This window comes from Streptomyces sp. NBC_01216 (genome assembly GCF_035994945.1).
Lineage (GTDB): Bacteria > Actinomycetota > Actinomycetes > Streptomycetales > Streptomycetaceae > Streptomyces.
In genome coordinates this window covers 6,953,337-6,973,159 of the sequence record NZ_CP108677.1, presented here as the reverse complement: position 1 = coordinate 6,973,159, position 19,823 = coordinate 6,953,337, and the positions used below count along the sequence as shown (strand labels likewise).

The 19,823-nt window shown below is 67.9% G+C and carries 21 protein-coding genes, 2 tRNA genes and 1 pseudogene; 16 read left to right on the top strand and 8 right to left on the bottom strand.

Annotation, left to right across the window (positions count from 1 at the left end; genetic code table 11):
- Positions 1-4: 4 nt before the first annotated feature.
- Positions 5-1,240, bottom strand: a complete 1,236-nt coding sequence (locus OG393_RS31670) for an IS701 family transposase (RefSeq protein WP_327378430.1) — start codon at positions 1,238-1,240, stop codon at positions 5-7.
- An 88-nt stretch (positions 1,241-1,328) separates the two neighbouring features.
- Complete coding sequence (locus OG393_RS31665) at positions 1,329-1,622, bottom strand: hypothetical protein (RefSeq protein ID WP_327376133.1); 294 nt, start codon at positions 1,620-1,622, stop codon at positions 1,329-1,331.
- Positions 1,623-2,075: 453 nt separating this feature from the next.
- Between OG393_RS31665 and OG393_RS31660 the strand changes: the two genes are divergently transcribed.
- Together OG393_RS31660 and OG393_RS31655 are read left to right on the top strand one after the other, a co-directional pair.
- Positions 2,076-3,113 carry a recombinase family protein gene (locus tag OG393_RS31660; protein WP_327378135.1) on the top strand — a complete coding sequence of 346 codons (1,038 nt, stop codon included), beginning with the start codon at positions 2,076-2,078 and terminating at the stop codon, positions 3,111-3,113.
- A gap of 31 nt (positions 3,114-3,144) precedes the next feature.
- Positions 3,145-3,483 carry a hypothetical protein gene (locus OG393_RS31655; protein ID WP_327378134.1) on the top strand — a complete coding sequence of 113 codons (339 nt, stop codon included), beginning with the start codon at positions 3,145-3,147 and terminating at the stop codon, positions 3,481-3,483.
- Positions 3,484-3,889: 406 nt separating this feature from the next.
- Here the strand turns inward: OG393_RS31655 and OG393_RS31650 are convergent, their stop codons facing one another.
- Positions 3,890-4,102 (bottom strand): cold-shock protein, encoded by a 213-nt coding sequence (locus OG393_RS31650; protein ID WP_327378133.1) that lies wholly within the window; start codon positions 4,100-4,102, stop codon positions 3,890-3,892.
- 209 nt (positions 4,103-4,311) lie between these two features.
- Between OG393_RS31650 and OG393_RS31645 the strand changes: the two genes are divergently transcribed.
- The 4 genes from OG393_RS31645 (at position 4,312) to OG393_RS31630 (ending at position 6,332) form a co-directional block, all read left to right on the top strand.
- A tRNA-OTHER gene (locus OG393_RS31645) sits at positions 4,312-4,404 on the top strand.
- Positions 4,405-4,519: 115 nt separating this feature from the next.
- Complete coding sequence (locus OG393_RS31640; RefSeq protein ID WP_327372647.1) at positions 4,520-5,548, top strand: IS630 family transposase; 1,029 nt, start codon at positions 4,520-4,522, stop codon at positions 5,546-5,548.
- Positions 5,549-5,799: 251 nt separating this feature from the next.
- Positions 5,800-5,873: transfer RNA gene (locus OG393_RS31635), tRNA-Leu, on the top strand.
- 42 nt (positions 5,874-5,915) lie between these two features.
- Positions 5,916-6,332, top strand: coding sequence for an HNH endonuclease (locus tag OG393_RS31630; protein WP_327378132.1), 417 nt, complete (start codon positions 5,916-5,918; stop codon positions 6,330-6,332).
- A 561-nt stretch (positions 6,333-6,893) separates the two neighbouring features.
- On the opposite strand, the gene OG393_RS31625 is transcribed toward OG393_RS31630, so the two are convergent.
- Positions 6,894-7,097 (bottom strand): DUF397 domain-containing protein, encoded by a 204-nt coding sequence (locus OG393_RS31625; RefSeq protein ID WP_327378131.1) that lies wholly within the window; start codon positions 7,095-7,097, stop codon positions 6,894-6,896.
- Entirely contained in the window at positions 7,094-7,924 is an 831-nt protein-coding gene (locus OG393_RS31620; protein ID WP_327378130.1) for a helix-turn-helix domain-containing protein, read from the bottom strand. Before OG393_RS31620 ends, OG393_RS31625 begins: the two co-directional genes overlap by 4 nt.
- Before the next feature lie 1,025 nt (positions 7,925-8,949).
- Between OG393_RS31620 and OG393_RS31615 the strand changes: the two genes are divergently transcribed.
- From OG393_RS31615 to OG393_RS31605, 3 genes are all read left to right on the top strand, one after another.
- Positions 8,950-10,071, top strand: a complete 1,122-nt coding sequence (locus tag OG393_RS31615; protein WP_327378129.1) for a radical SAM protein — start codon at positions 8,950-8,952, stop codon at positions 10,069-10,071.
- Positions 10,068-10,238: a hypothetical protein gene (locus OG393_RS31610; RefSeq protein WP_327378128.1), complete on the top strand. Its 171-nt coding sequence runs from the start codon at positions 10,068-10,070 to the stop codon at positions 10,236-10,238. Before OG393_RS31615 ends, OG393_RS31610 begins: the two co-directional genes overlap by 4 nt.
- A 93-nt stretch (positions 10,239-10,331) precedes the next feature.
- Positions 10,332-11,138: an aminoglycoside phosphotransferase gene (locus OG393_RS31605; protein WP_327378127.1), complete on the top strand. Its 807-nt coding sequence runs from the start codon at positions 10,332-10,334 to the stop codon at positions 11,136-11,138.
- Positions 11,139-11,187: 49 nt separating this feature from the next.
- Here OG393_RS31605 and OG393_RS31600 read toward each other — a convergent pair whose 3' ends face one another.
- Together OG393_RS31600 and OG393_RS31595 are read right to left on the bottom strand one after the other, a co-directional pair.
- Positions 11,188-11,445: a winged helix-turn-helix domain-containing protein gene (locus tag OG393_RS31600; protein ID WP_327378126.1), complete on the bottom strand. Its 258-nt coding sequence runs from the start codon at positions 11,443-11,445 to the stop codon at positions 11,188-11,190.
- Between the two features lie 197 nt (positions 11,446-11,642).
- A complete protein-coding gene (locus tag OG393_RS31595) occupies positions 11,643-12,671 on the bottom strand; it encodes an IS630 family transposase (protein ID WP_327372647.1) in 1,029 nt (342 codons plus the stop codon).
- Positions 12,672-12,751: 80 nt separating this feature from the next.
- Here OG393_RS31595 and OG393_RS31590 point away from each other — a divergent pair, with 80 nt between their 5' ends.
- Positions 12,752-13,039: a hypothetical protein gene (locus tag OG393_RS31590; protein WP_327378125.1), complete on the top strand. Its 288-nt coding sequence runs from the start codon at positions 12,752-12,754 to the stop codon at positions 13,037-13,039.
- Positions 13,040-13,315: 276 nt separating this feature from the next.
- Here OG393_RS31590 and OG393_RS31585 read toward each other — a convergent pair whose 3' ends face one another.
- Positions 13,316-13,663 carry a VOC family protein gene (locus OG393_RS31585; RefSeq protein WP_327378124.1) on the bottom strand — a complete coding sequence of 116 codons (348 nt, stop codon included), beginning with the start codon at positions 13,661-13,663 and terminating at the stop codon, positions 13,316-13,318.
- 122 nt (positions 13,664-13,785) lie between these two features.
- On the opposite strand from OG393_RS31585, the gene OG393_RS31580 reads away from it, so the two are divergent.
- From OG393_RS31580 to OG393_RS31555, 6 genes and pseudogenes are all read left to right on the top strand, one after another.
- Positions 13,786-13,947, top strand: a complete 162-nt coding sequence (locus tag OG393_RS31580) for a hypothetical protein (RefSeq protein ID WP_327378123.1) — start codon at positions 13,786-13,788, stop codon at positions 13,945-13,947.
- Positions 13,948-14,269: 322 nt separating this feature from the next.
- Complete coding sequence (locus OG393_RS31575) at positions 14,270-14,614, top strand: hypothetical protein (RefSeq protein ID WP_327378609.1); 345 nt, start codon at positions 14,270-14,272, stop codon at positions 14,612-14,614.
- Between the two features lie 371 nt (positions 14,615-14,985).
- Positions 14,986-15,570 carry an RNA 2',3'-cyclic phosphodiesterase gene (gene thpR, locus OG393_RS31570; protein WP_327378122.1) on the top strand — a complete coding sequence of 195 codons (585 nt, stop codon included), beginning with the start codon at positions 14,986-14,988 and terminating at the stop codon, positions 15,568-15,570.
- Positions 15,571-15,739: 169 nt separating this feature from the next.
- Positions 15,740-16,252 (top strand): annotated as a pseudogene (locus OG393_RS31565) (HAD domain-containing protein); the annotation flags it as partial.
- A gap of 106 nt (positions 16,253-16,358) precedes the next feature.
- Complete coding sequence (locus OG393_RS31560; protein ID WP_327378121.1) at positions 16,359-16,802, top strand: helix-turn-helix transcriptional regulator; 444 nt, start codon at positions 16,359-16,361, stop codon at positions 16,800-16,802.
- A 254-nt stretch (positions 16,803-17,056) separates the two neighbouring features.
- A complete protein-coding gene (locus OG393_RS31555) occupies positions 17,057-19,447 on the top strand; it encodes an excinuclease ABC subunit UvrA (protein WP_327378608.1) in 2,391 nt (796 codons plus the stop codon).
- The last annotated feature ends 376 nt before the right edge of the window (positions 19,448-19,823 follow it).

The window sequence follows — 19,823 nt, the reverse complement described above, 5'->3', positions numbered from 1 at the left end:
ATCTTCATGTCTGGGCGGCTTGTCGCTGATAGTGGCTGGCCTGGGATCGGGCCTGGTGGCGGCGTCGCCAGTGGGACCAGTCGAGCCGGTGAGCCGCGTCGTGGACGGGCCGGACGACGAGCGCGGTGAACAGGTGCTGGATCTCGTTGCAGGTGAGCGGTATCAGCCCGTCCGGCTTCGAGTGGCGGGCATGTTCGTCGGCGCGGACGACGGTGAGGAAGGCGTGGGCGAGCATCGCGAGGGTGACCCAGCGGTGCCAGGACGTCCAGCGTCTGACCTGGTGCTCGTCCAGTCCGGCCAGGCCCTTGCCGGACTGGAAGGTCTCCTCGACCGTCCATCTGCGCCCGGCGACCCGCACCAGAGTGGACAGCGGAACCCGGATTGCCGAGTAGCAGCGGTAGAAGGCAAGTTCACGGGTGCGCCGGTTGCGGCGGACGAGCAGCTGACGGTGGCCCGGCCGGTCGTCGGCGATGTCGGCCAGGGCCCAGTCGTAGAAGCGGTGCCCCTTGGCGCCGGCACCAGCGGAGAGTTTCTGCCAGGCCCGCTTCGGCAGCATCTTGACCAGGGCGTCGGCGCGGAGCTTGCCCGCTCGGGTGGCGATCTGGTGGTCACAGGCCACGGCGAGCACGTAGCCGGTCTCGCGTCTCTCCAGCTCGGTCCGCAGATGCGGGTTGCCTCCGTAGACCTCATCGCCCGCCACCCAGGATGCGGCAACGCCGGCATCCAGGGCGCGGCCGATCATGCGGGCGGCGAGGGCGGGTTTCGTGGTAAAGCCGACGGCGTCGGGTATCCCGGCGGCCCGGCAGCGGGCCGGGTCCTCGGTCCAGGAGCGCGGAACATACAGCTCCCGGTCGATCGCCGCGTGCCCGAGCGGGGTTGAGTAGGCGAGGTAGACGGCGACCTGGCTGTTCTCGATGCGGCCTGCGGTGCCGGTGTACTGGCGCTGCACGCCCACCGTGCCGGTGCCCTTCTTCAGGTCGCCGGTCTCGTCCACGACCAGCACCGCGTCCTCGTGGTGCAGGTACTCAACGACGAAGCCGCGGATGTCATCGCGTACCGCGTCGGCGTCCCACCTGGCCCTCGACAGCAGGTGCTGCAGACCGTACGGGGCCGCGTCCCCAGCATGCTCGGCGAGCGTCCAGCAGTTCTTGCGCGGCAGGCCCGACAACAACCCGAGCACGAACGCCCGTGCCCGGCGCCGGGGTTCCACCCGGACGAACCGTCCCGCAATACGGCCCATCAGGGCCTCGAACGCCTCCTGCCAACGGGCAGGATCTATACTGTGACCCGCGGCCACCGTCTGATCTTCTGTCTTCACACACCGATGATCACCGGTAATTGTCGAAAACGATCAAATTCGTGGGCCAGGTGGCCACGCGCGCGGCGACAAGCTCTGCCTTGTACATCGCAACAGGCCCAGACTCGTTCACGACCATGAGCCCCGCCGGAAGGTACTTACCTCCGCTAACGACGATCACGGGCTTGCTGTCGCGGTACTCGATCGACAGTGTGCCCACGTCTTCGGGCTTGACCTCGTCAGCCGAGATCGGCGCCGGAACCGCTGTTTCAGGTGTGAGCTGAACCGGGGCCGGTCCTTTTGCGTCGGGCGTGGTCTCAGTCATGGCCTCTCCTTGCTTGCCGGCGCAATACCGACCCGGCCAGAGCGTCGCATCACGGAGCGGCACCAGTCCATCACTCTCGAGAAGAGGGCCGGAAGTCAGCTTGGTGGCGCGAATTGACCCCTGTACTCGGAGGTGTACCCCCATGCCCTGTCAAAGTAGGTCAGGCCAGGCATGGTGGATGACTCATGGAGTCGAAGGCGGGTAGGGAGAAGCGCCCACAGTGGCCGGCCCCACCGACCTGATCCCGCAGTCCTGCAACGAAATCCAGCGGTATTCATGACCATCATCGTCCAGTCCGTCCATGACGCGGCCCACCGTTTCGTCTGGTCCCGCTGGCGATGCCGCCACCAGGCCAGATCTCAGGCCAGCCACTATCAATGCTAAGTCGACCGGACATGAAGATCGCGATCTACAACTGGAGTACTAGCCAAGTGGGCAAAGGCTCATCGAAAGATGCTCGTCTTTGCCGAGGGCATCGGCGGGGGTCGCCTCACGTTCGACTTCCGCAACCCCATGGACCCCACGTCCGAACTCATGATGATGATGCTTGCCTTTGCCGCGCAGGTGGAGGCACAGAGCATCAAGGACCGGGTAACCGGTGCCATGGCGGCAATCCGCAAGATGCCCCTTCGGTGGCGCGGTGGCGGTCGTCCCCCGTACGGCTACATGCCCGCCCCCATGCCCAAGGAACACGGCGGAGTGGGCTGGACGCTCGTACCGGACCCGGATGCCGTCAAGGTCATTGAGCGCATCGTTCGTGAGTTGCTGGAAGGCAAGACCGTTTCCGCTATCGCTATCGGGCTCAACGTGGACCAGGTGCCGAGCCCGCGCGATCACTGGGCAGTGAAGAACGGTCGCAAGACCGGGGGCCGGACCGGCGGAGTCAAGGGCAACACCAAAGACGCGTTCCTCTGGAACCCCGCGGTCATTACGCGGATGCTCCGGAACCCCTCGCTCATCGGCTGGAAGATGCACAACGGCAAGCCCGTCCGGGACGCCGAGGGCAACCCGGTCATGCAGACGGAACAGCCGATCATGACCCGCGAAGAGTTCGACCGGATCGGCGCGGTTCTCGACTCTCGCAGCATCAACAACGCGGACCGGTCCGACACGGACGCACTGCTGTTGCGCGTGATCCACTGCGCGCACTGCGGGGGCCGCATGTACCTGAACAAGCAAGACAGCAAGAAGAACCAAGCCCCCACGTACAAGTGCAACAGCCACGCGCGGGGCGACAAGTGCGACGCTCGCCAACATCCGCGGGGACTGGACGGACGAGTACGTGACCGCCGAGTTCCTGCGGCTGGTCGGCTCCGTCCAGACGACACACGTAGTCGAGATTCCCGGCTACGACCCCGAACCCGAGTTGCGCGCCACCCTCGCCGAGTTCAACGAGCACCAGGAACAGAAGGGACGCCAGAAGTCCCGTCACGCGCGGCAGGCATGGCAGGAACGCGCGGATGCCCTGGACGCACGCATTGCCGACCTTGAGACCCGAGAGAAGCGCGAGGCACAGCGCATCGTGACCCCCACGGGCCGCACGTTCGCCGACGAGTGGGCGGAGAAGGACACTGCGGGCCGGCGAACCGTGCTCATTGAAGCCGGGGTTCGGCTGGACGTACGGCGCGGCACCCGTGGCGGGTGGCGGAAGCTGGACACGCGCCGCGTGGACTTCACCATGCGCGGAGAGCTGGACCCCGCCGCGGAAGCCGCTATCGCCACCGTGGCGGACCAGGAAGCCGAGACCCGCAACGACGCGCCCCCGGCACCGGGCAGCGCGGCACGGCTCGCCGAGCACGCCCCCCGAGCTGGTCCCCGCCGCCGCGTAGCCCTCACGAACGCCCCTGAACAGCCCCGGTAGGTCTCCGAGACCCGCCGGGGCTCTTTTGTGCCCGCAGCGGGGCGACCAGCGGGCGGAGCCATGACGGTATGACGGTTAAGGGTTGTTCTCGCATTACACATAAAAAATAAGAGAGAAACCCAAGACGGCATCCCAACCGCCATGTCGTCATGGGCCGGGCTCGGGAATCCCTCCGTCCCTACTACTTCCAGAGGGACAGGGATTACCGCGCACCCCGCTAGCCCGGAATCGGCGGACTGAGTGCCCGACCCTCACACCAGCTCTGCCCGTGCACCACGCACCCGCGAGGGTGGCCGCAGGGGTCGTGAGGCAGAGCGCGGGGAGACCACACCGCCCATGAGTAACCGGCTCGTCTACGAGTCGCCGGAAGGGGTTGTAAGCGCGTGCAGTCCCCGAGCGGGGAGGATCAGCCTCCGAGAATAACCTGGTCAGCCAGAACGCCCTGATGAGTCTGCGTCGCTACGAACGTGACAGGCATGCCTTCGACGATCGGCACAGCACCATAGTTCTGAATGCGCGCGCGCATAGCCATCAGGTCCGGGCCGTTCTCAGGTGTGATGTACCCGTAGCCCTTCTCATCGCTGTACCACTTCACTACGCCATTCTGACGTTCGGACATATTCGCTCCAGGTGCTATGGGCGGGCCTGCTGCCCGCACCGTTAACGATCATGCCCTAGAGAAACTCGCTCACGGGGCGAATCGGCAACTTCTGGAGTGGCCCGACCCGGCCGAGCCGGCGAGGGCCACCAGGACGACGGGGAACGGCACCGAACGGCGACAGGTCGGGGTGCCCGAGGCGGGGGTGATGCGGATCGCCTGCCACCAGAGCCCACCTGACCCAATCGGTAGAGGTGCGCGGTACCGGCCCCGGTTCGGGGATATCGGCCGCAGAGTTCCGGGTTCGAGTCCCGGGGTGGGCACGGGTTACGGCTGCGGGAGTACGGCGCTGCCGACAGGCGGGGTAAGTGCGGGCGATATTGAGCCGAAACTCATCGGTTGCCTGGTCGTTGATCGGGTGTGATCGAGGGTGGGGATATGCGTCGGCTGTCGCCGGATGCGCAGGAGGATCTTCGGCTGCGGGTGGTTGCGGCGCTGGAGTCGGGGCGGGTGGCGACGTACGGCCGGGCCGCGGAGATGTTCGGCGTGTCCGAAAGGTCGGTGGGCACCTGGTGGCGGGCCTTCAAGGCTGGTGGCAGGCCGGCGCTGCTGGCGGCGGAGCGTGAATCGCGGGCGGGGAAAGGCGAGTTGCTCGATAGCTGCGCACGCGGTGCGGTGTTGCGGGCGATGCGGGACTACACCCCGGCCGACCTGGGGCAGAACGGGGTGATGTGGACCCGTGCCTCGACGAGAGCCTTGATCCGGCTGGTGTGTGGGGTGTCGATGACGGAACAGGGGGTGGGCAAATGGCTGCGTCGGCATGGCTTCACGCCGCAGCGTCCCGCCCGCCGCTCCTACCGGCAGCAGCCCGCACAGGTGCGGGCCTGGCTGGAGGAGGAGTACCCGGCGATCGCCGCACGGGCCCGACGGGAGAAGGCCGAGCTGGTCTGGGCCGACCAGTGCGGCCTGCGGTCCGACACCGCTCCGCCCGGACGCTCCTGGGCCCCCGCCGGGCACACCCCGATCGTGCGGGTCAACGGCCGCCGCTTCAGGGTCAACATCATGTCCGCGGTCGCTTCGCGGGGCGCGCTGTGGTTCACCGTCTTCCCCGGGAAGTTCACCGCGAAGGTGTTCTGCGCGTTCCTCGACCGCCTCGCCGCGCAGGCCCGCCGCAAGGTTCATGTCATCGTCGACCGGCACCCGGTCCATCGCAGCAAGGCCGTCAAGGAGTGGCTCGTCGAGAACGCCGAGCGGATCGAGCTGCACCTGATGCCCGGCTACAGCCCTGAACTCAACCCCGACGAGCTGCTGAACGCCGACCTCAAACACCACATCCACGCGGCCCGCGCCACCTCGATCGACGACCTCGCCCGCGAAACCCGGCGCTTCCTACACCGCCGACAGCGCCAACCCCACATCGTGTCCGGCTACTTCCACGGCCGCCACGTCCGCTACACGATCCAGTAGGAAACCCATCAGTTTCGGCTCAATACCTGCGGCTGCCTGGTCCACGGTCGGGGCCACGGGGGTGAGGCCAGGGACGTGCGACCAGTTGTCGGCCGCGCTGATGGCACCGGAGAGGTCCGGGTCATCTGCGGCGTGGGCGGGAGCGGCGAGAGCGAGCGCCGAGAGGGCGAGTGCTGCGGCAGTAACGATCTTCTTCATGTCTTGCTGAACGAATGCCCCGGGGTGGGGAAACGGTCCCTCACCCCATCGGAGCCCGCCTAGCCCAATGGCAAGAGGCGTCGCGCTTAGACCGCGAAGGTTCCCGGTTCGAGTCCGGGGGTGGGCACGCAGAGAACGACGACCAGGCCGACGACATCGAGGGGGCGCCATGCGCTGTATCGACTGCACGGAGCCGGCGACCCATCGGGGCCGCTGCAAGACGCACCACGCGGCGTACGAGCGACGACCGACCGTCCGCACACGGCGAGCACGGAGCCGACGACGAGCGGCCCGGAACGATGCTGCTGCACGGCTCCGCCGGATCATCGAGCGGAAGGGGACCGCGTGGTGTGACTGGTGCCTGAACGACTTCCCCGCGGTGGACGTGGACGTGGACCACGTGCGGCCCCTCTCGATGGGAGGGACCGACACGGACGGCAACGTTCAAGTGCTGTGCCGAGGGTGTCACCAGCTCAAGACGAGCACGGAGTTCGGGAAGGCCACTTCCGCAGACGGTCCGGAAGACACCGCACCGCCCACTAGCGCGGTGATCCGCTGCCGATGCTGCCGTAACCATGCCGCGTAGACCCCGCCCCCCTTGCTCGGTACCCGGGTGCCCCGAGCTGACTGCCCGTGGTGGCCGCTGTGCCGCTCACGAGCGTGAGGCGAACGCACAGCGGGAGACACCGGGGACGAGCGCGTACGGGCGACGGTGGCCGAACATCCGGCGCCGCTACCTCTACGCCCATCCGTGGTGCGTGCTGTGCACGAAGCCGGCGACGGTGGCTGACCACTTCCCGGAGTCGCGTCGTTCGCTGCTCGCGCGTGGCGTGTCCGATCCGGATGCGTGGTCGCGGCTGCGTCCGCTGTGTACGTCGTGTCACAACCGCGAGACCGCGAAGCACCAGCCCGGTGGATGGGCTGCCGAGCGTGTCCGTCCTCGCTTGCCCGAGCCCCCGACCAGGGGGTGACCCCCTCCCCGAGCCCTGGAAGCACGGCAGGGAGGCAAAAAACTCGCGTGGCTCATTTGAGCGTTTCTGTGGAGCTAGAAATGCCCCGTGTGCTGGCGTCGGATTGGACGCCAGAGCGCGGGGCATTTCCTTTTGGGGGTTTTGATCCTCCCCCCCCCCGCATGCTGCGGAAGCGATCAGCCCTGAGACTTGGCGAAGGCCACCAGACCGGCGAACCCTTCGGCAGTCAGGGCGAGGTGAGGGCCGTTCGGGTCTTTGCTGTCACGGACCAGGAAGTCACCCGTGGCGCGCGCGTACTCCGGGGCCCACTCGACGCACTCACCGCCGTTGCTCTGGCTGTAGCTCGAACTGGTCCAGTCGGGAACAAGGTTGTGCGTCATGAGTAACAGTCCTTCGCAATGGTGTTGATCATGTCTGCCGTCTCATCCGGCGGCGCAGCCATGGCGGTCAGCAGATCATAGGCATCCTGTGCCGCCGCAACGTCCGCTTCCTCAGCAAGGATGTACCCCCTTGGGAAGCCGTCCACGTGCACCACGTCGGCCCCTTCCTTGAACCCGAGCAAACCGAAGGGGCTGACCACCAGGTTGTTCGCCTTGCGCTGGGGAACGAGTTGCACCCGGTGCCGGGGGATCTCCGCAAGGTCCCGCAAGTGCTCAAGCTGAGCGCGCATGGCGGCAGCGTCACCAACGGGGTTGCGTAGGGCGCTCTCGTTCAACACCAACCACAAGCGAGCGGGGCCGTCTTCGCGGGTGAGGATGCGTTGCCGCTCCATCCGGGCAGTCAGCAAGTCCTCAAGGTTGGACGGCCGCCCCGTGCGCAAGACCGCTTCGGCGTAGGGGCGCGTCTGCACCAACCCCGGCAGGAGCGTGGGGTGGAACATCCGGACCACGGTCGCCTTCGCCTCCAGTTCCACGTACCGACGGAACCAGGGCGGGAACGCATAGCGAAGCGCCAACGGCCAGAGTCGAACGAAGCGCCCGTTGGCGTTGGGGAACACGCGGTCGCACGCTTCCGCGAACTCCAACGCGGGTACGCGCTCGCCTGCTTCGATCTTGGCCACCAGGGAGTACCCGCAGTGCGCTTCCGCGCCTAACTCCTTGCGGGACAAACCGAGACGTTCACGCTCAATGCGCACTTCGCTGCCAAAGTGCACCAAGGGAGACGCTGACGGGTCGGTCAGATCATCGTTCTCGTTTTCGACACTCATGCGAACGAACGCCCTTTGATCGTTGGACAGTTTGCAGTGTCCAGCGCTGCCGTCTATCGAGCGTAGAGCCAAAGCCCGACTCTGTGAGTGCGTCATTACAGACAGCAGTACCCGCAGACGAAGGGGACGGCAACACCATGACCGACCGGCCGACGAGCCCCGCCCGGACGCGCGGCATAGAGGAGCTGGCGGCGGCAGCCGCCAGGCCGGCCCTTGAGCCCGTGGCGCATCCTGACTGCCGGGTGTGCTTCGCGGCGGACCGGGGCCGGACGGCCGCACGGACACAACAGGCCCCCCCCAGCGCGTTACCCACTTCAACCGGGTGATCTCTGCGCACCCCCCCCACCGGGCCGACCAGGACGAGGGGGCGAAACAGTGACGGTCGAATGGGGCCGGATGCCGTCCGCAGGCTTCGGCCCGTGCAAGTGCCCCGACCCGACTTGCAAGCTCAAGAGGCCCCCAAACGTCCAGCACGAGCGGGAAGAGGCGGACAGCCCGACCCTTACGGCGCTCCGTGAGCGCATCCGCGAGGACTTCGAGAGTCGGCGTCGGCTGGGCACGCTGGGGCGGCTGCTGTGAACGCTCAGACGGTAGAGAAGGCCACCGTGGACCCCTTCGCCGGAACCCCGTACGAAAACAGTCCCGAAGGTTGGTGGACCGAATACGGGGGAGCGCTGGACGTGAAATCCGGAGTGGTCTACTTCCCGCCCGGTTCCAAGCACGTCCCGTGCCGGTGGGAGTCATGCAAGCGCGGGTGTCGAGACCAGGAGAACGCACCGTGAGAACCCTCTACTGCCGAATTGCCGCCTACGCGGGACCGTTGCTGATCATCGCTATCAGCGGATCATGCGGTTTCGTCATCGGAACGGCAATTCGCCTCTGAAACTTCCGCCCCTGTCGGGTCTAACCGGATCTCCAGTTCCCACGGAAATCCACTCAAGGCAGGGGCGGGGCAATCCTCCGCCCGGCTACGTGAACGGACAGCCGTAGTCGGGCGGGGAACCACAACCCCGGAGGAATCCCCAATGCATCAGGTCATTGCCAGTCCGCAAGGTGACAAGTTCATCATTGCGCGCCCCGGTGCGCGTAAGGGAATGCACGTTCCGTACGCCATGCACCAGGAGCTTGCCGGTGCCGTGGCCAGCGGGCAGGCGGTACCGGGATGGATGGCCGACGCTGCACGGCAGGCATGGGGGATTGACCTTGCCGGGTGCCGAGCCAAGGGAACCGTTCTGGTTCGCCCCCTCACCCCGCTGAATTACAGCCGGGCAACGTGGGAGATCAACAAGGGCTGCAACTTCAACTGTGAGCACTGCTACCTTGCCGAACGGAAATTTGAGGGACTGCCGTGCGAAGAGAAGGACCGTCTGCTCTCCATGCTCCGTGACGCGGGGGTGCTGTGGCTCCAGTTCACCGGCGGAGAGCCCACCATTGACCAGGACTTCCCGCACGCCTATCGGACGGCCTTCAGGTTGGGAATGCTCATCGAGATTCTGACGAACGGGTCTCGACTGCACCGACCGGAAACCATCGAGCTTCTTTCTTCGCTGCCCCCGCACAAGGTGACGGTCTCCCTGTACGGCGCAAGTGCCGAGAGTTTCGATTCCCTCACGCGCAAGCCGGGGGCTTACCGGCTTCTCATGAAAGGGCTCAAAGCAGCCAAGGAGGCGGGCGTCTCGCTCGAACTCGCGTTGATCGTCACCAAGCACAACGCGCACGAAGTTGAGACCATGCGAGAAATCGCACGAGAGTACGCAGCGGCGTACACCGAATACGCGAACATCTCGCCCACCTATGACGGCAACCCTGAACCGCTCGCCGCTCAGGCTCCCGGCTTCCTGGATAAGTCCACGGTCTTTCAGGGCTGCCCGGCTGGACACACGTTCTTTCACGTGGACCCCCACGGGTTCGCCACCATGTGCAAGGTTGGCCGTGAAAACCCTGTAAGCCTTATGGCTGAGGGATTGGACGGCCTTTCGCGTCTGCCGGCAATCGCAGATGCCCAAATGCTTCGCTCCGGTGGCTGTAGCGGCTGCCAACTCTCGGCTACATGCCGGGTATGTCGGCCACTCGCTAAGGCGTACCAGGAAGCGAAGGCACCACTGAACACCTACTGTCAACACGGAAATGGAGACGACACAGTATGAGCGCTGTAGCAGTCGAAATCACCGCCCGCCCGGCGGTGAGCCTGGTACCGGCCACGGGCGACCAGCCGACGACCCCGGAACCGGCCGGACTGGTCATCGTGGACGACGTCGAGTCGCTGACCGAAGGCACCGTGCCGGGCTGCAACGACGACAACCCGTACCGGTAGCCGCGCCGGTACACCCGTGGGACTCCGTGCGGGCTTCATGGCGTATACCCGCTGCGGGGCCCGTGCGGGCCGTCGTGTGAGAGTCTGGGGACCGTGGCAACTCAGCGAATGTCATTCGATGATCTACCGTCCGCCGTACTTGATGGCGTTGAATCTCGCGCCGGGGAGATCATCAAGACCGAAACGGTACGGCAGGGCTTTAATAGCGAAATCGCGGCGCGAATTTTCACCGCTGGCGGTTCCTTCTTCGTCAAGGGTCTGAGAGCCGACCACAAGCGGGTATGGACTCAGCGCCGCGAAGCCGAAGTCAATCCGTATCTACGAGGAATCGCGCCCGCGCTTCTCTGGCAGGTGGAAGACGCCGGATGGGTGCTCTTGGGGTTTGAGGCACTTAGCGGCCACCACGCGGACTACTCACCGGGGTCTGCGGACCTTCCAAAGGTGGTTGACCTGCTACGCCGGCTCGGGGGAGTCACCTGCCCGGATATCGAGTTGCGGCGCGCGGACCAGCGCCTTGCGGCGTACGCGGCCAAGCCCACTGACGTTGAGCACTTCGCGGGGAACTCACTGGTTCACACGGATCTGAACAACGAGAACGTCATGGTGAATGGCTCCGCCTACCTCGTTGATTGGGCGTGGGCATCCCGTGGTGCTGCATGGCTTGACGCTGCCTATTGGGTCGTATGGCTCATGGCAGCGGGCAAGCATGACCCCCAGTCGGCGGAGAAGTGGGCGGCGCGAATTCCAGCGTGGCAGACCGGAGCGCAGGAAGCTGTCACGGCCTTCGCCCTGGCGACGGCGAACCTCTGGGAAGAGATCGCGGGTGCCGATCCGGACCCATGGACGGCCATGGTTCTTGATGCGGCACAGCGTTGGTCGGAGCACCGCAAAGCCGTCTGAACCCCGGTACTGTCCCGCCCTTGTGCTGCCCCGTGGTGCATAGGCGGGTCTACCGTGCACCCGTGCCGCTGCGGTCGCGCACGTAGGTGCCCCGCTGCGGCACGGTGTAGACGTACCCGAGTTCCCGAAGGTGGCGCACCGCACGGCGGGCGGTGTCCCGAGCTACGCCCCACCGCTGGATCAGTGCCGATTCGGAGGGAATCGGACGGTCCACCGGGAGAGTGCCCGACTCGATATCCCGGATGATCTCTGCCGCGATCTGCTGATACGGCGGCATCGGGGCTTCGTAGTCAATGCTCGGGCTCATAGGGAGAGAGTAGACAACCGGCCACGCCGACGGCCGTACCTATACGTGGGTAGACGTTGCTATAGGAGTTGGCTACCGTCGACAGAGAAACGCCCCGACGAACCGCGTAGGACCGGTCCGCCGGGGCTTGCCGAGACAGCTAGTAGAGAGCTGAACCGACCATGCGCGATGTTATTGAGCCGAAACTGATGGGTTTCCTACTGGATCGTGTAGCGGACGTGGCGGCCGTGGAAGTAGCCGGACACGATGTGGGGTTGGCGCTGTCGGCGGTGTAGGAAGCGCCGGGTTTCGCGGGCGAGGTCGTCGATCGAGGTGGCGCGGGCCGCGTGGATGTGGTGTTTGAGGTCGGCGTTCAGCAGCTCGTCGGGGTTGAGTTCAGGGCTGTAGCCGGGCATCAGGTGCAGCTCGATCCGCTCGGCGTTCTCGACGAGCCACTCCTTGACGGCCTTGCTGCGATGGACCGGGTGCCGGTCGACGATGACATGAACCTTCCGGCGGGCCTGCGCGGCGAGGCGGTCCAGGAACGCGCAGAACACCTTCGCGGTGAACTTCCCGGGGAAGACGGTGAACCACAGCGCGCCCCGCGAAGCGACCGCGGACATGATGTTGACCCTGAAGCGGCGGCCGTTGACCCGCACGATCGGGGTGTGCCCGGCGGGGGCCCAGGAGCGTCCGGGCGGAGCGGTGTCGGACCGCAGGCCGCACTGGTCGGCCCAGACCAGCTCGGCCTTCTCCCGTCGGGCCCGTGCGGCGATCGCCGGGTACTCCTCCTCCAGCCAGGCCCGCACCTGTGCGGGCTGCTGCCGGTAGGAGCGGCGGGCGGGACGCTGCGGCGTGAAGCCATGCCGACGCAGCCATTTGCCCACCCCCTGTTCCGTCATCGACACCCCACACACCAGCCGGATCAAGGCTCTCGTCGAGGCACGGGTCCACATCACCCCGTTCTGCCCCAGGTCGGCCGGGGTGTAGTCCCGCATCGCCCGCAACACCGCACCGCGTGCGCAGCTATCGAGCAACTCGCCTTTCCCCGCCCGCGATTCACGCTCCGCCGCCAGCAGCGCCGGCCTGCCACCAGCCTTGAAGGCCCGCCACCAGGTGCCCACCGACCTTTCGGACACGCCGAACATCTCCGCGGCCCGGCCGTACGTCGCCACCCGCCCCGACTCCAGCGCCGCAACCACCCGCAGCCGAAGATCCTCCTGCGCATCCGGCGACAGCCGACGCATATCCCCACCCTCGATCACACCCGATCAACGACCAGGCAACCGATGAGTTTCGGCTCAATATCGCCCGCACCCTCTCATGGGTGTTCGCCCTACTCGTCCCCCGCAAGCCCGGACGCCACAGCGCGGAATTCCTCGCCGCACAGACCCCCGAGCCCGAGCCCGCACCCGTGTCGCCCTGGTCCCGCCCGTGGCGCGGACCGTCATCACAAGAGGTGCGCGCCATCTTCCGCAACGAGCACACGCGAGAGCTGCCCGACCTACAGCGCGAACGGGTGTGGGCTGCCGAGTTCGCCGCGCTCGGCGTGGACTACGACTATCCGACGCTGCCGCTCGGCAGTCTCGTGAAGCGAGAGCGGGTGGCAGCGTGAGCCCCGAGGGACTGTCCGGCGTGCCCGCCGTGACGGTGGCGCTGTGCATCAAGTGCCACAAGCTCACGAACGCCCCCGTGGCAGTCCGCTGGATTCAGAGCACCAGCGGCCCCGGAACGACCCTCTACGCGTTCCCGGACCACGCGGCGGAACTTGCCCCCCGGTCCCCTGCCCGGAGAGCTTGAGCGGGGCGCGTAGCCCCTCGCAGACGGCAAAACGCCCCGTGCGGCTCAACTGCCGTGCGGGGCTTCTGTGTTCTCTGACGTGCGCGTATGCTCAGAACTGGTAGTTAGACGTGTTGGGGTCGGCGAGCACCACATGGCCCTCCTCGGGGCGTTGACCGATGTCGATGTGCCGGGCGCCGAGTCGGAGCGCCCGCTCCACCACCTGCTTCTGGTCGTCGAAGGACGTGCTCGTCAGATCGAAGTGCATGTGGTTCCGGCCTGTCCTCCGCTCCTGGGTCGGACGGAAGCGGAGCCGGAACCCGGTGTCATCGCTGGGAAGCAGTGTGATGCCGTCGGAGGTGTCATCGAACGTCTCCCAGCCGAGAAAGTCCGCCCAGAAGCGCCCGAGACGGAGCGGGTCGTGCGCGTCGAAGCAGAGCGCGTAGAGGTGCGAAGCCATCCGTAGGTCTCCCGGTAGGGGCAGGCGGGTCGTGCTGGAGCCTGCCCAGCCGTTGCCACCCGGTCAACTGGTTAAACCCCGCGTTTGTCTGCTGTCGAGCACGCTCGAGACCCGGAGAACCGATGAAGCTGCCCATCACCATCCACCAAGCACGGCTCGGATCCACGGAGTTCAAGGTCATCCGACCCGCCCGCCCCCTGGTCCACGCAGTGCTCATCGACCACGATCGACACCTGGACACCTACCTCGATCAGGATGCCGCCCACCGAATCGGTGGGCTATGAACGCTCGCGGCCCTCTCACCGCGGTCGCTGATCCACCTGCCGATGCGGGGGAAGGCCCGATCCCCTCTACTCGCGCCCTCCTCTCCGGGATCCCGATCACTCCGGGCGGGCAGCCACGAGGGCGGCGAAACCGCTCGGCCGGGGCACGAGATGGGTCACGAACACGGAGGGCATGGGCAACGGCCGTGCGTGGACGCCCATCACCCGGCACGGTATCGACGTCGTCGTTGCCGGAACCACTGCCGAGTTCTTCGTGATCCTTCTCGCCCTCGGCGACGACCAGGTTCGTCCCGGCAGGTCAAGGCGTCATAGGCTCCACGACATGCACAGCACCCTGACGGACCACGCGCGGTGTCTCTACGGAGACGAGTACCGCCCGGCGCCTGAGTGCGATCTCGACCACCGGGAGCACTACTTCATCGAGGAACTGACATTCGCTGACGCGGATTCGATCCTCGCCATGCTCCGTGAGCTCAGCCCGCACCTGGTCGATGGCCGTCTCCCGGTCTGGGTGCGCAACCTCTCCTATCGGCTGGTGCTCCTGCAGCAACCTGATGAGCCGGCGCTGATGCGCGAGGCTGCCGAGAACTTGTGGCTGTACGGACCGGACTGGGATGGCATCGCAGCGGACCTGACGAGGCGGGCAGACGCCCTGGAGGCCGACTGATTGCGGTTGGCCCTGAGCCTGGCGGCGCACGGCCGTCTGCCGTTGGCCGGGCAGCTGGGGCGATGTGATGGGCGCAGGCGCGCGGCGGCGGGACCTCGATCACGGTGGCCGGGCGTCGCCGGGCCTCGCTCGGTGTGGGGTGCCCGCCTGGCCCGAGCCGTCCACGGCGCCGTGCACGCGGCCCTGTCGGCGCCCTGACACGTCCTCTCCCTCCTCCTGTCCCGGCAGACCCGGCCGATCACCGTCGCCGCCCGGCGGACCCGACGGGCGGGTTCCGAGACCGGTCAGGACGGACCGGAGCGCCGCTGGGTGGGCGCCTTCCGGGCGGGCCACGCGACACGCGCGGCGGACGGTGGTGTACGAAGTCCCTCGTGAACGAACAGATCCCTTCCTCGACCGTCCGCGTGTTCATAGCGCTCGCCCCGCCCGACGACGCGAAGGACGAACTGGCGCGGGAGCTCGAACCCGCCTACCGGGCGTATCCCCGTCTGCGGTGGAACCGCGTCGAGGACTGGCACGTCACACTGGCATTCCTCGGCGAGCTCCCGGTGGCGGCCGTTCCGCCGCTGCGTCCACCGCTGGCGGATCTCGCGGAAGCCCGTCGGCCCGTGGACCTGGCGCTCCGCGGTTCCGGAAGTTTCGACGGGCGGGTGCTGTGGAGCGGGATCGACGGCGACCTCGACGGGCTCCACCGGCTCGCCGGCGAGGTCCGCACCGTGGTGAGGGAGTGCGGGATCGCGTTCGAGGAAAGGCCTTTGCGTCCGCATCTGACGCTGGCCCGCGCTCGTCGTGACGATCTCTCCGGCGTCGTGGAGGCCGCCGACGGAATCGCCTCCTTCACCGGCCGGCCCTGGCGGGCCGACCGCCTCCACCTCGTCGCCAGCAACATCGGCCGCGGCCCGGGGCCGATCCGCTACCGGGACATCGCTTCGTGGAAGTTCACGGGAGAGCGCTGACCCGACCGGCCGCGGGCCCGGGGGGGTGCACGGCCTTCGACGTCGACCTTCCACGCGAAGCCCGGTCGCGACGGGCAGGGGGTGTCCGGGGCGCGCTCCCGCACCCATCGGGGTCCGGCCGCCTCCCGGTCGGACCGCCGGTCCCGCGAGGGGCCGATACCGTGCCGGGGTGAACCACTCCCCGCGCCGCCCCCTGCTCTTCCTCGACGTGGACGGGCCACTGATCCCCTTCGGGGGAGATCCGCCCCGTCTCCCTCGCTGTGTGACGGGTGGCGAACCGTCCGACTCGGCCGCGAACCCCCTGCTCGACAGGGTCGATCCCGCTCACGGTCCCCGGCTGGCGGCGCTCCCCTGCGAGCTGATCTGGGCCACCACCTGGGACGAGGACGCCAACGAGTGCGTCGCTCCCCGGCTCGGGCTGCCGCGGCCGGCCGTGGTGCGCTGGCCGGAACCGTCCGACGCCGACGAGCGGGACGCACGCGAGGGCCTGGACTGGAAGACCCGCGCCCTGGCGGCGTGGGCGGGCGGACGCCCGTTCGTCTGGGTCGACGACGAGCTCACGGACGCCGATCGCGACTGGGTAGCCGTCCACTGCCCCGCCGGTGCGCTGCTCCACCGGGTCGATCCGCGCCGGGGCCTGTCGGATGCCGACTACGCGGCGATCGACGCCTGGCTGAGACGAGCGATCCGAACACCCGGCGCCCCGGCCCGGTCCCCGGGGCCCTCCGCGTCGGAACGTTTCGCCGTCGACCGGCCAACGGCGACGGCGCTGTGGCACGATTCCGAGAGTGACCAGCAGACCCACCACGCAGGAGCGCCTGCGCGATCTCGCGCGGCTGCGGCGCGTCCGGGACCGGATCGACCGGGAGTACGCCCAGCCGCTCGACGTCGAGGCGCTCGCTCGCGGCGTCCACATGTCCGCCGGGCATCTGAGCCGGGCGTTCCGGCTCGCCTACGGCGAATCGCCGTACAGCTACCTCATGACCCGCCGCATCGAGCGGGCGATGGCCTTGCTGCGGCGTGGCGACCTGAGCGTGACCGAGGTGTGCTTCGCGGTCGGCTGTGCGTCGCTGGGCACCTTCAGCAGCCGCTTCACGGAACTGGTCGGGATGCCGCCCAGCGCCTACCGCCGGGAGTCGGCTCCCGCGTCGCCGGAGCTGCCGTCATGCGTGTCGAAGCAGGTCACGCGACCGATCAGAAATCGAGAAGCACGGTCGCCCGGCCGAGACTAGCGTGACGGCCGTGGACCTCTAGAGGCACCCGGGCCGCGTCCCCCGGAAACCGTCGACGGCGGGCCCGGAGCGGCACCCGCGTGCGACGGCCACGGCCGCCACGCCTCCGGGACGCGGGGGTACGGCGGGGCGCGCCAGGAGTGAGGGGCTCGGGCGACGCGTCGGTGGGGCCGGCGTCGCGGACCGGCGTGCCGGGCGGGGGCGGAACGCCACGGAGCCGGGGAAGGTGTCCCCGGCCGACGGATGGAGACATGATGAGCAGGGCCGCCAGGACGACCGCGACGCCGTCCGCGACGCACGATGCCGACCGTCACGATCTGATCCGCGTGCACGGAGCGCGCGAGAACAATCTCAAGGACGTGAGCATCGAGATCCCGAAGCGGCGGCTGACCGTCTTCACCGGGGTGTCCGGGTCGGGGAAGAGCTCGCTGGTGTTCGACACGATCGCCGCGGAGTCGCAGCGGCTGATCAACGAGACGTACAGCGCCTTCGTCCAAGGGTTCATGCCGACGCTTGCGCGCCCGGAGGTCGACGTGCTGGAAGGTCTGACGACGGCGATCATCGTCGATCAGCAGCGGATGGGCGCCGACCCCCGTTCCACGGTCGGCACCGCCACCGATGCCAACGCGATGCTCCGGATCCTGTTCAGCCGGCTCGGCACGCCGCACATCGGTCCGCCGAGCGCGTACGCCTTCAACGTACCCTCGGTCAGGGCGAGCGGCGCGATCACCGTGGAACGCGGGAACAAGAAGGCGGTGAAGGCGACGTTCCACCGGACGGGCGGCATGTGCCCCCGGTGCGAAGGCCGCGGCTCCGTCTCCGACATCGACCTCACTCAGCTCTACGACGACTCCAAGTCGCTCGCCGAGGGCGCCTTCACCATCCCCGGCTGGAAGTCCGACAGCTTCTGGACAGTGCGGGTGTACGCCGAGTCGGGCTTCCTCGACCCGGACAAGCCCATCCGCAGGTTCACCAAGAGGGAGATGCACGACTTCCTCTACCGGGAGCCGACGAAGGTCAAGGTCGAGGGGGTGAACCTGACCTACGAAGGACTGATCCCCAAGATCCAGAAGTCGTTCCTGTCCAAGGACAAGGAGGCGCTCCAGCCGCACATCCGGGCGTTCGTGGAGCGTGCCGTCACGTTCACGACCTGCCCCGAGTGCGACGGCACGCGGCTCGGCGAGGGCGCACGGTCGTCGAAGATCGAGGGGATGAGCATCGCCGACGCCTGTGCGACGCAGATCAGCGACCTCGCCGGCTGGGTCCGCGGGTTGGACGAGCCGTCGGTGGCACCGCTGCTGACCGCGCTCCGGCAGACCCTCGACTCGTTCGTGGAGATCGGTCTCGGCTACCTCGCGCTCGACCGTCCGGCCGGCACGCTGTCGGGCGGCGAGGCGCAGCGCGTCAAGATGATCCGCCATCTCGGGTCCTCGCTCACCGACGTCACCTACGTCTTCGACGAGCCGACGGCCGGGCTCCACCCTCATGACATCCAACGGATGAACGACCTGCTCCTCAGGCTGCGCGACAAGGGCAACACGGTGCTCGTGGTGGAACACAAGCCGGAGACGATCGTGATCGCCGACCATGTCGTCGACCTCGGACCAGGCGCCGGGACGAGCGGCGGCGCCGTCTGCTTCGAGGGCACCGTGGAGGGTCTGCGGTCCGGCGGCACGGTCACGGGCCGCCACTTCGACGACCGGGCGACCGTCAAGAAGGCCGTCCGGAAACCGACCGGCTCGCTGCGGATCCGCGGCGCCACCACGAACAACCTGCGTGACGTGGACGTGGACATCCCGCTCGGGGTGCTCGCCGTCGTCACCGGCGTCGCCGGCTCCGGCAAGAGCTCCCTCGTCCACGGGTCGATTCCCGCCGACGAGGCTGTGGTGTCGATCGATCAGACCCCGATCCGCGGCTCACGACGGAGCAACCCGGCCACGTACACCGGGCTGCTCGACCCGATCCGGAAGGCGTTCGCCAAGGCCAACGGGGTCAAGCCGGCCTTGTTCAGCGCCAACTCGGAGGGCGCCTGCCCCACCTGCAACGGGGCCGGGGTCGTCTTCACCGACCTGGCGATGATGGCCGGTGTCGCCTCCACCTGCGAGGAGTGCGAGGGCAAGCGCTACCAGGCTTCGGTACTCGACTACCACCTCGGCGGCCGTGACATCAGCCAGGTGCTGGCGATGCCGGTGACCGAGGCCATGGAGTTCTTCGGCGACGGCGAGGCCGCCACACCGGCCGCGCGGCGCGTCCTCGGCCGGCTCGACGACGTGGGACTCGGCTACATCAGCCTCGGCCAGCCGCTCACCACCCTGTCCGGTGGCGAGCGGCAACGGCTCAAGCTGGCCACGCACATGGCGGACAAGGGCGGGGTCTACGTCCTCGACGAGCCGACCACCGGACTGCACTTGGCGGATGTCGAGCAGCTACTGGGCATGCTCGACCGGCTGGTCGACACCGGCAAGTCGGTCATCGTCGTCGAGCACCACCAGGCGGTGATGGCACACGCGGACTGGATCATCGACCTCGGTCCCGGCGCGGGTCACGAAGGCGGCCGGATCGTGTTCGAGGGCACGCCGGCCGAACTCGTCGCCGACGCGTCCACACTCACGGGCCGGCATCTCGCGGCCTACGTCGGCGCCTGACGGCGCGTCGACCGGGCTCCTTCGGTTCGGTGGCCCGGGGTCGTCTCCGGGGACCGGTCCGTGACGTTCGGGGTGGTGCTCTCGGACGAGGACTGCTGAACGGCCCCGCCGCACCGGGAGCCGCCGGAGCGCCCGGGCCCGGCGGCGCCCCCGCGGAGGTCCGGGCCTCTGCGACGGTGGCCGGAGGCGAGGGTGCGAGGCGGGGCGGGGCGGGGCGGAACGACAGGCCCGGCATATGCCGAAGTTCCTCCGCGCACGAGTCTGTCGCACCCGCGGATCCGGATGGCAAGGTGTCCCTGCGCGGTCCTCTCCGTCCACTCCCGGAGAGGCGTCACGCATCGGTCCCGCCCGCCCCGAGCAGGCGGGACCGCGTCGC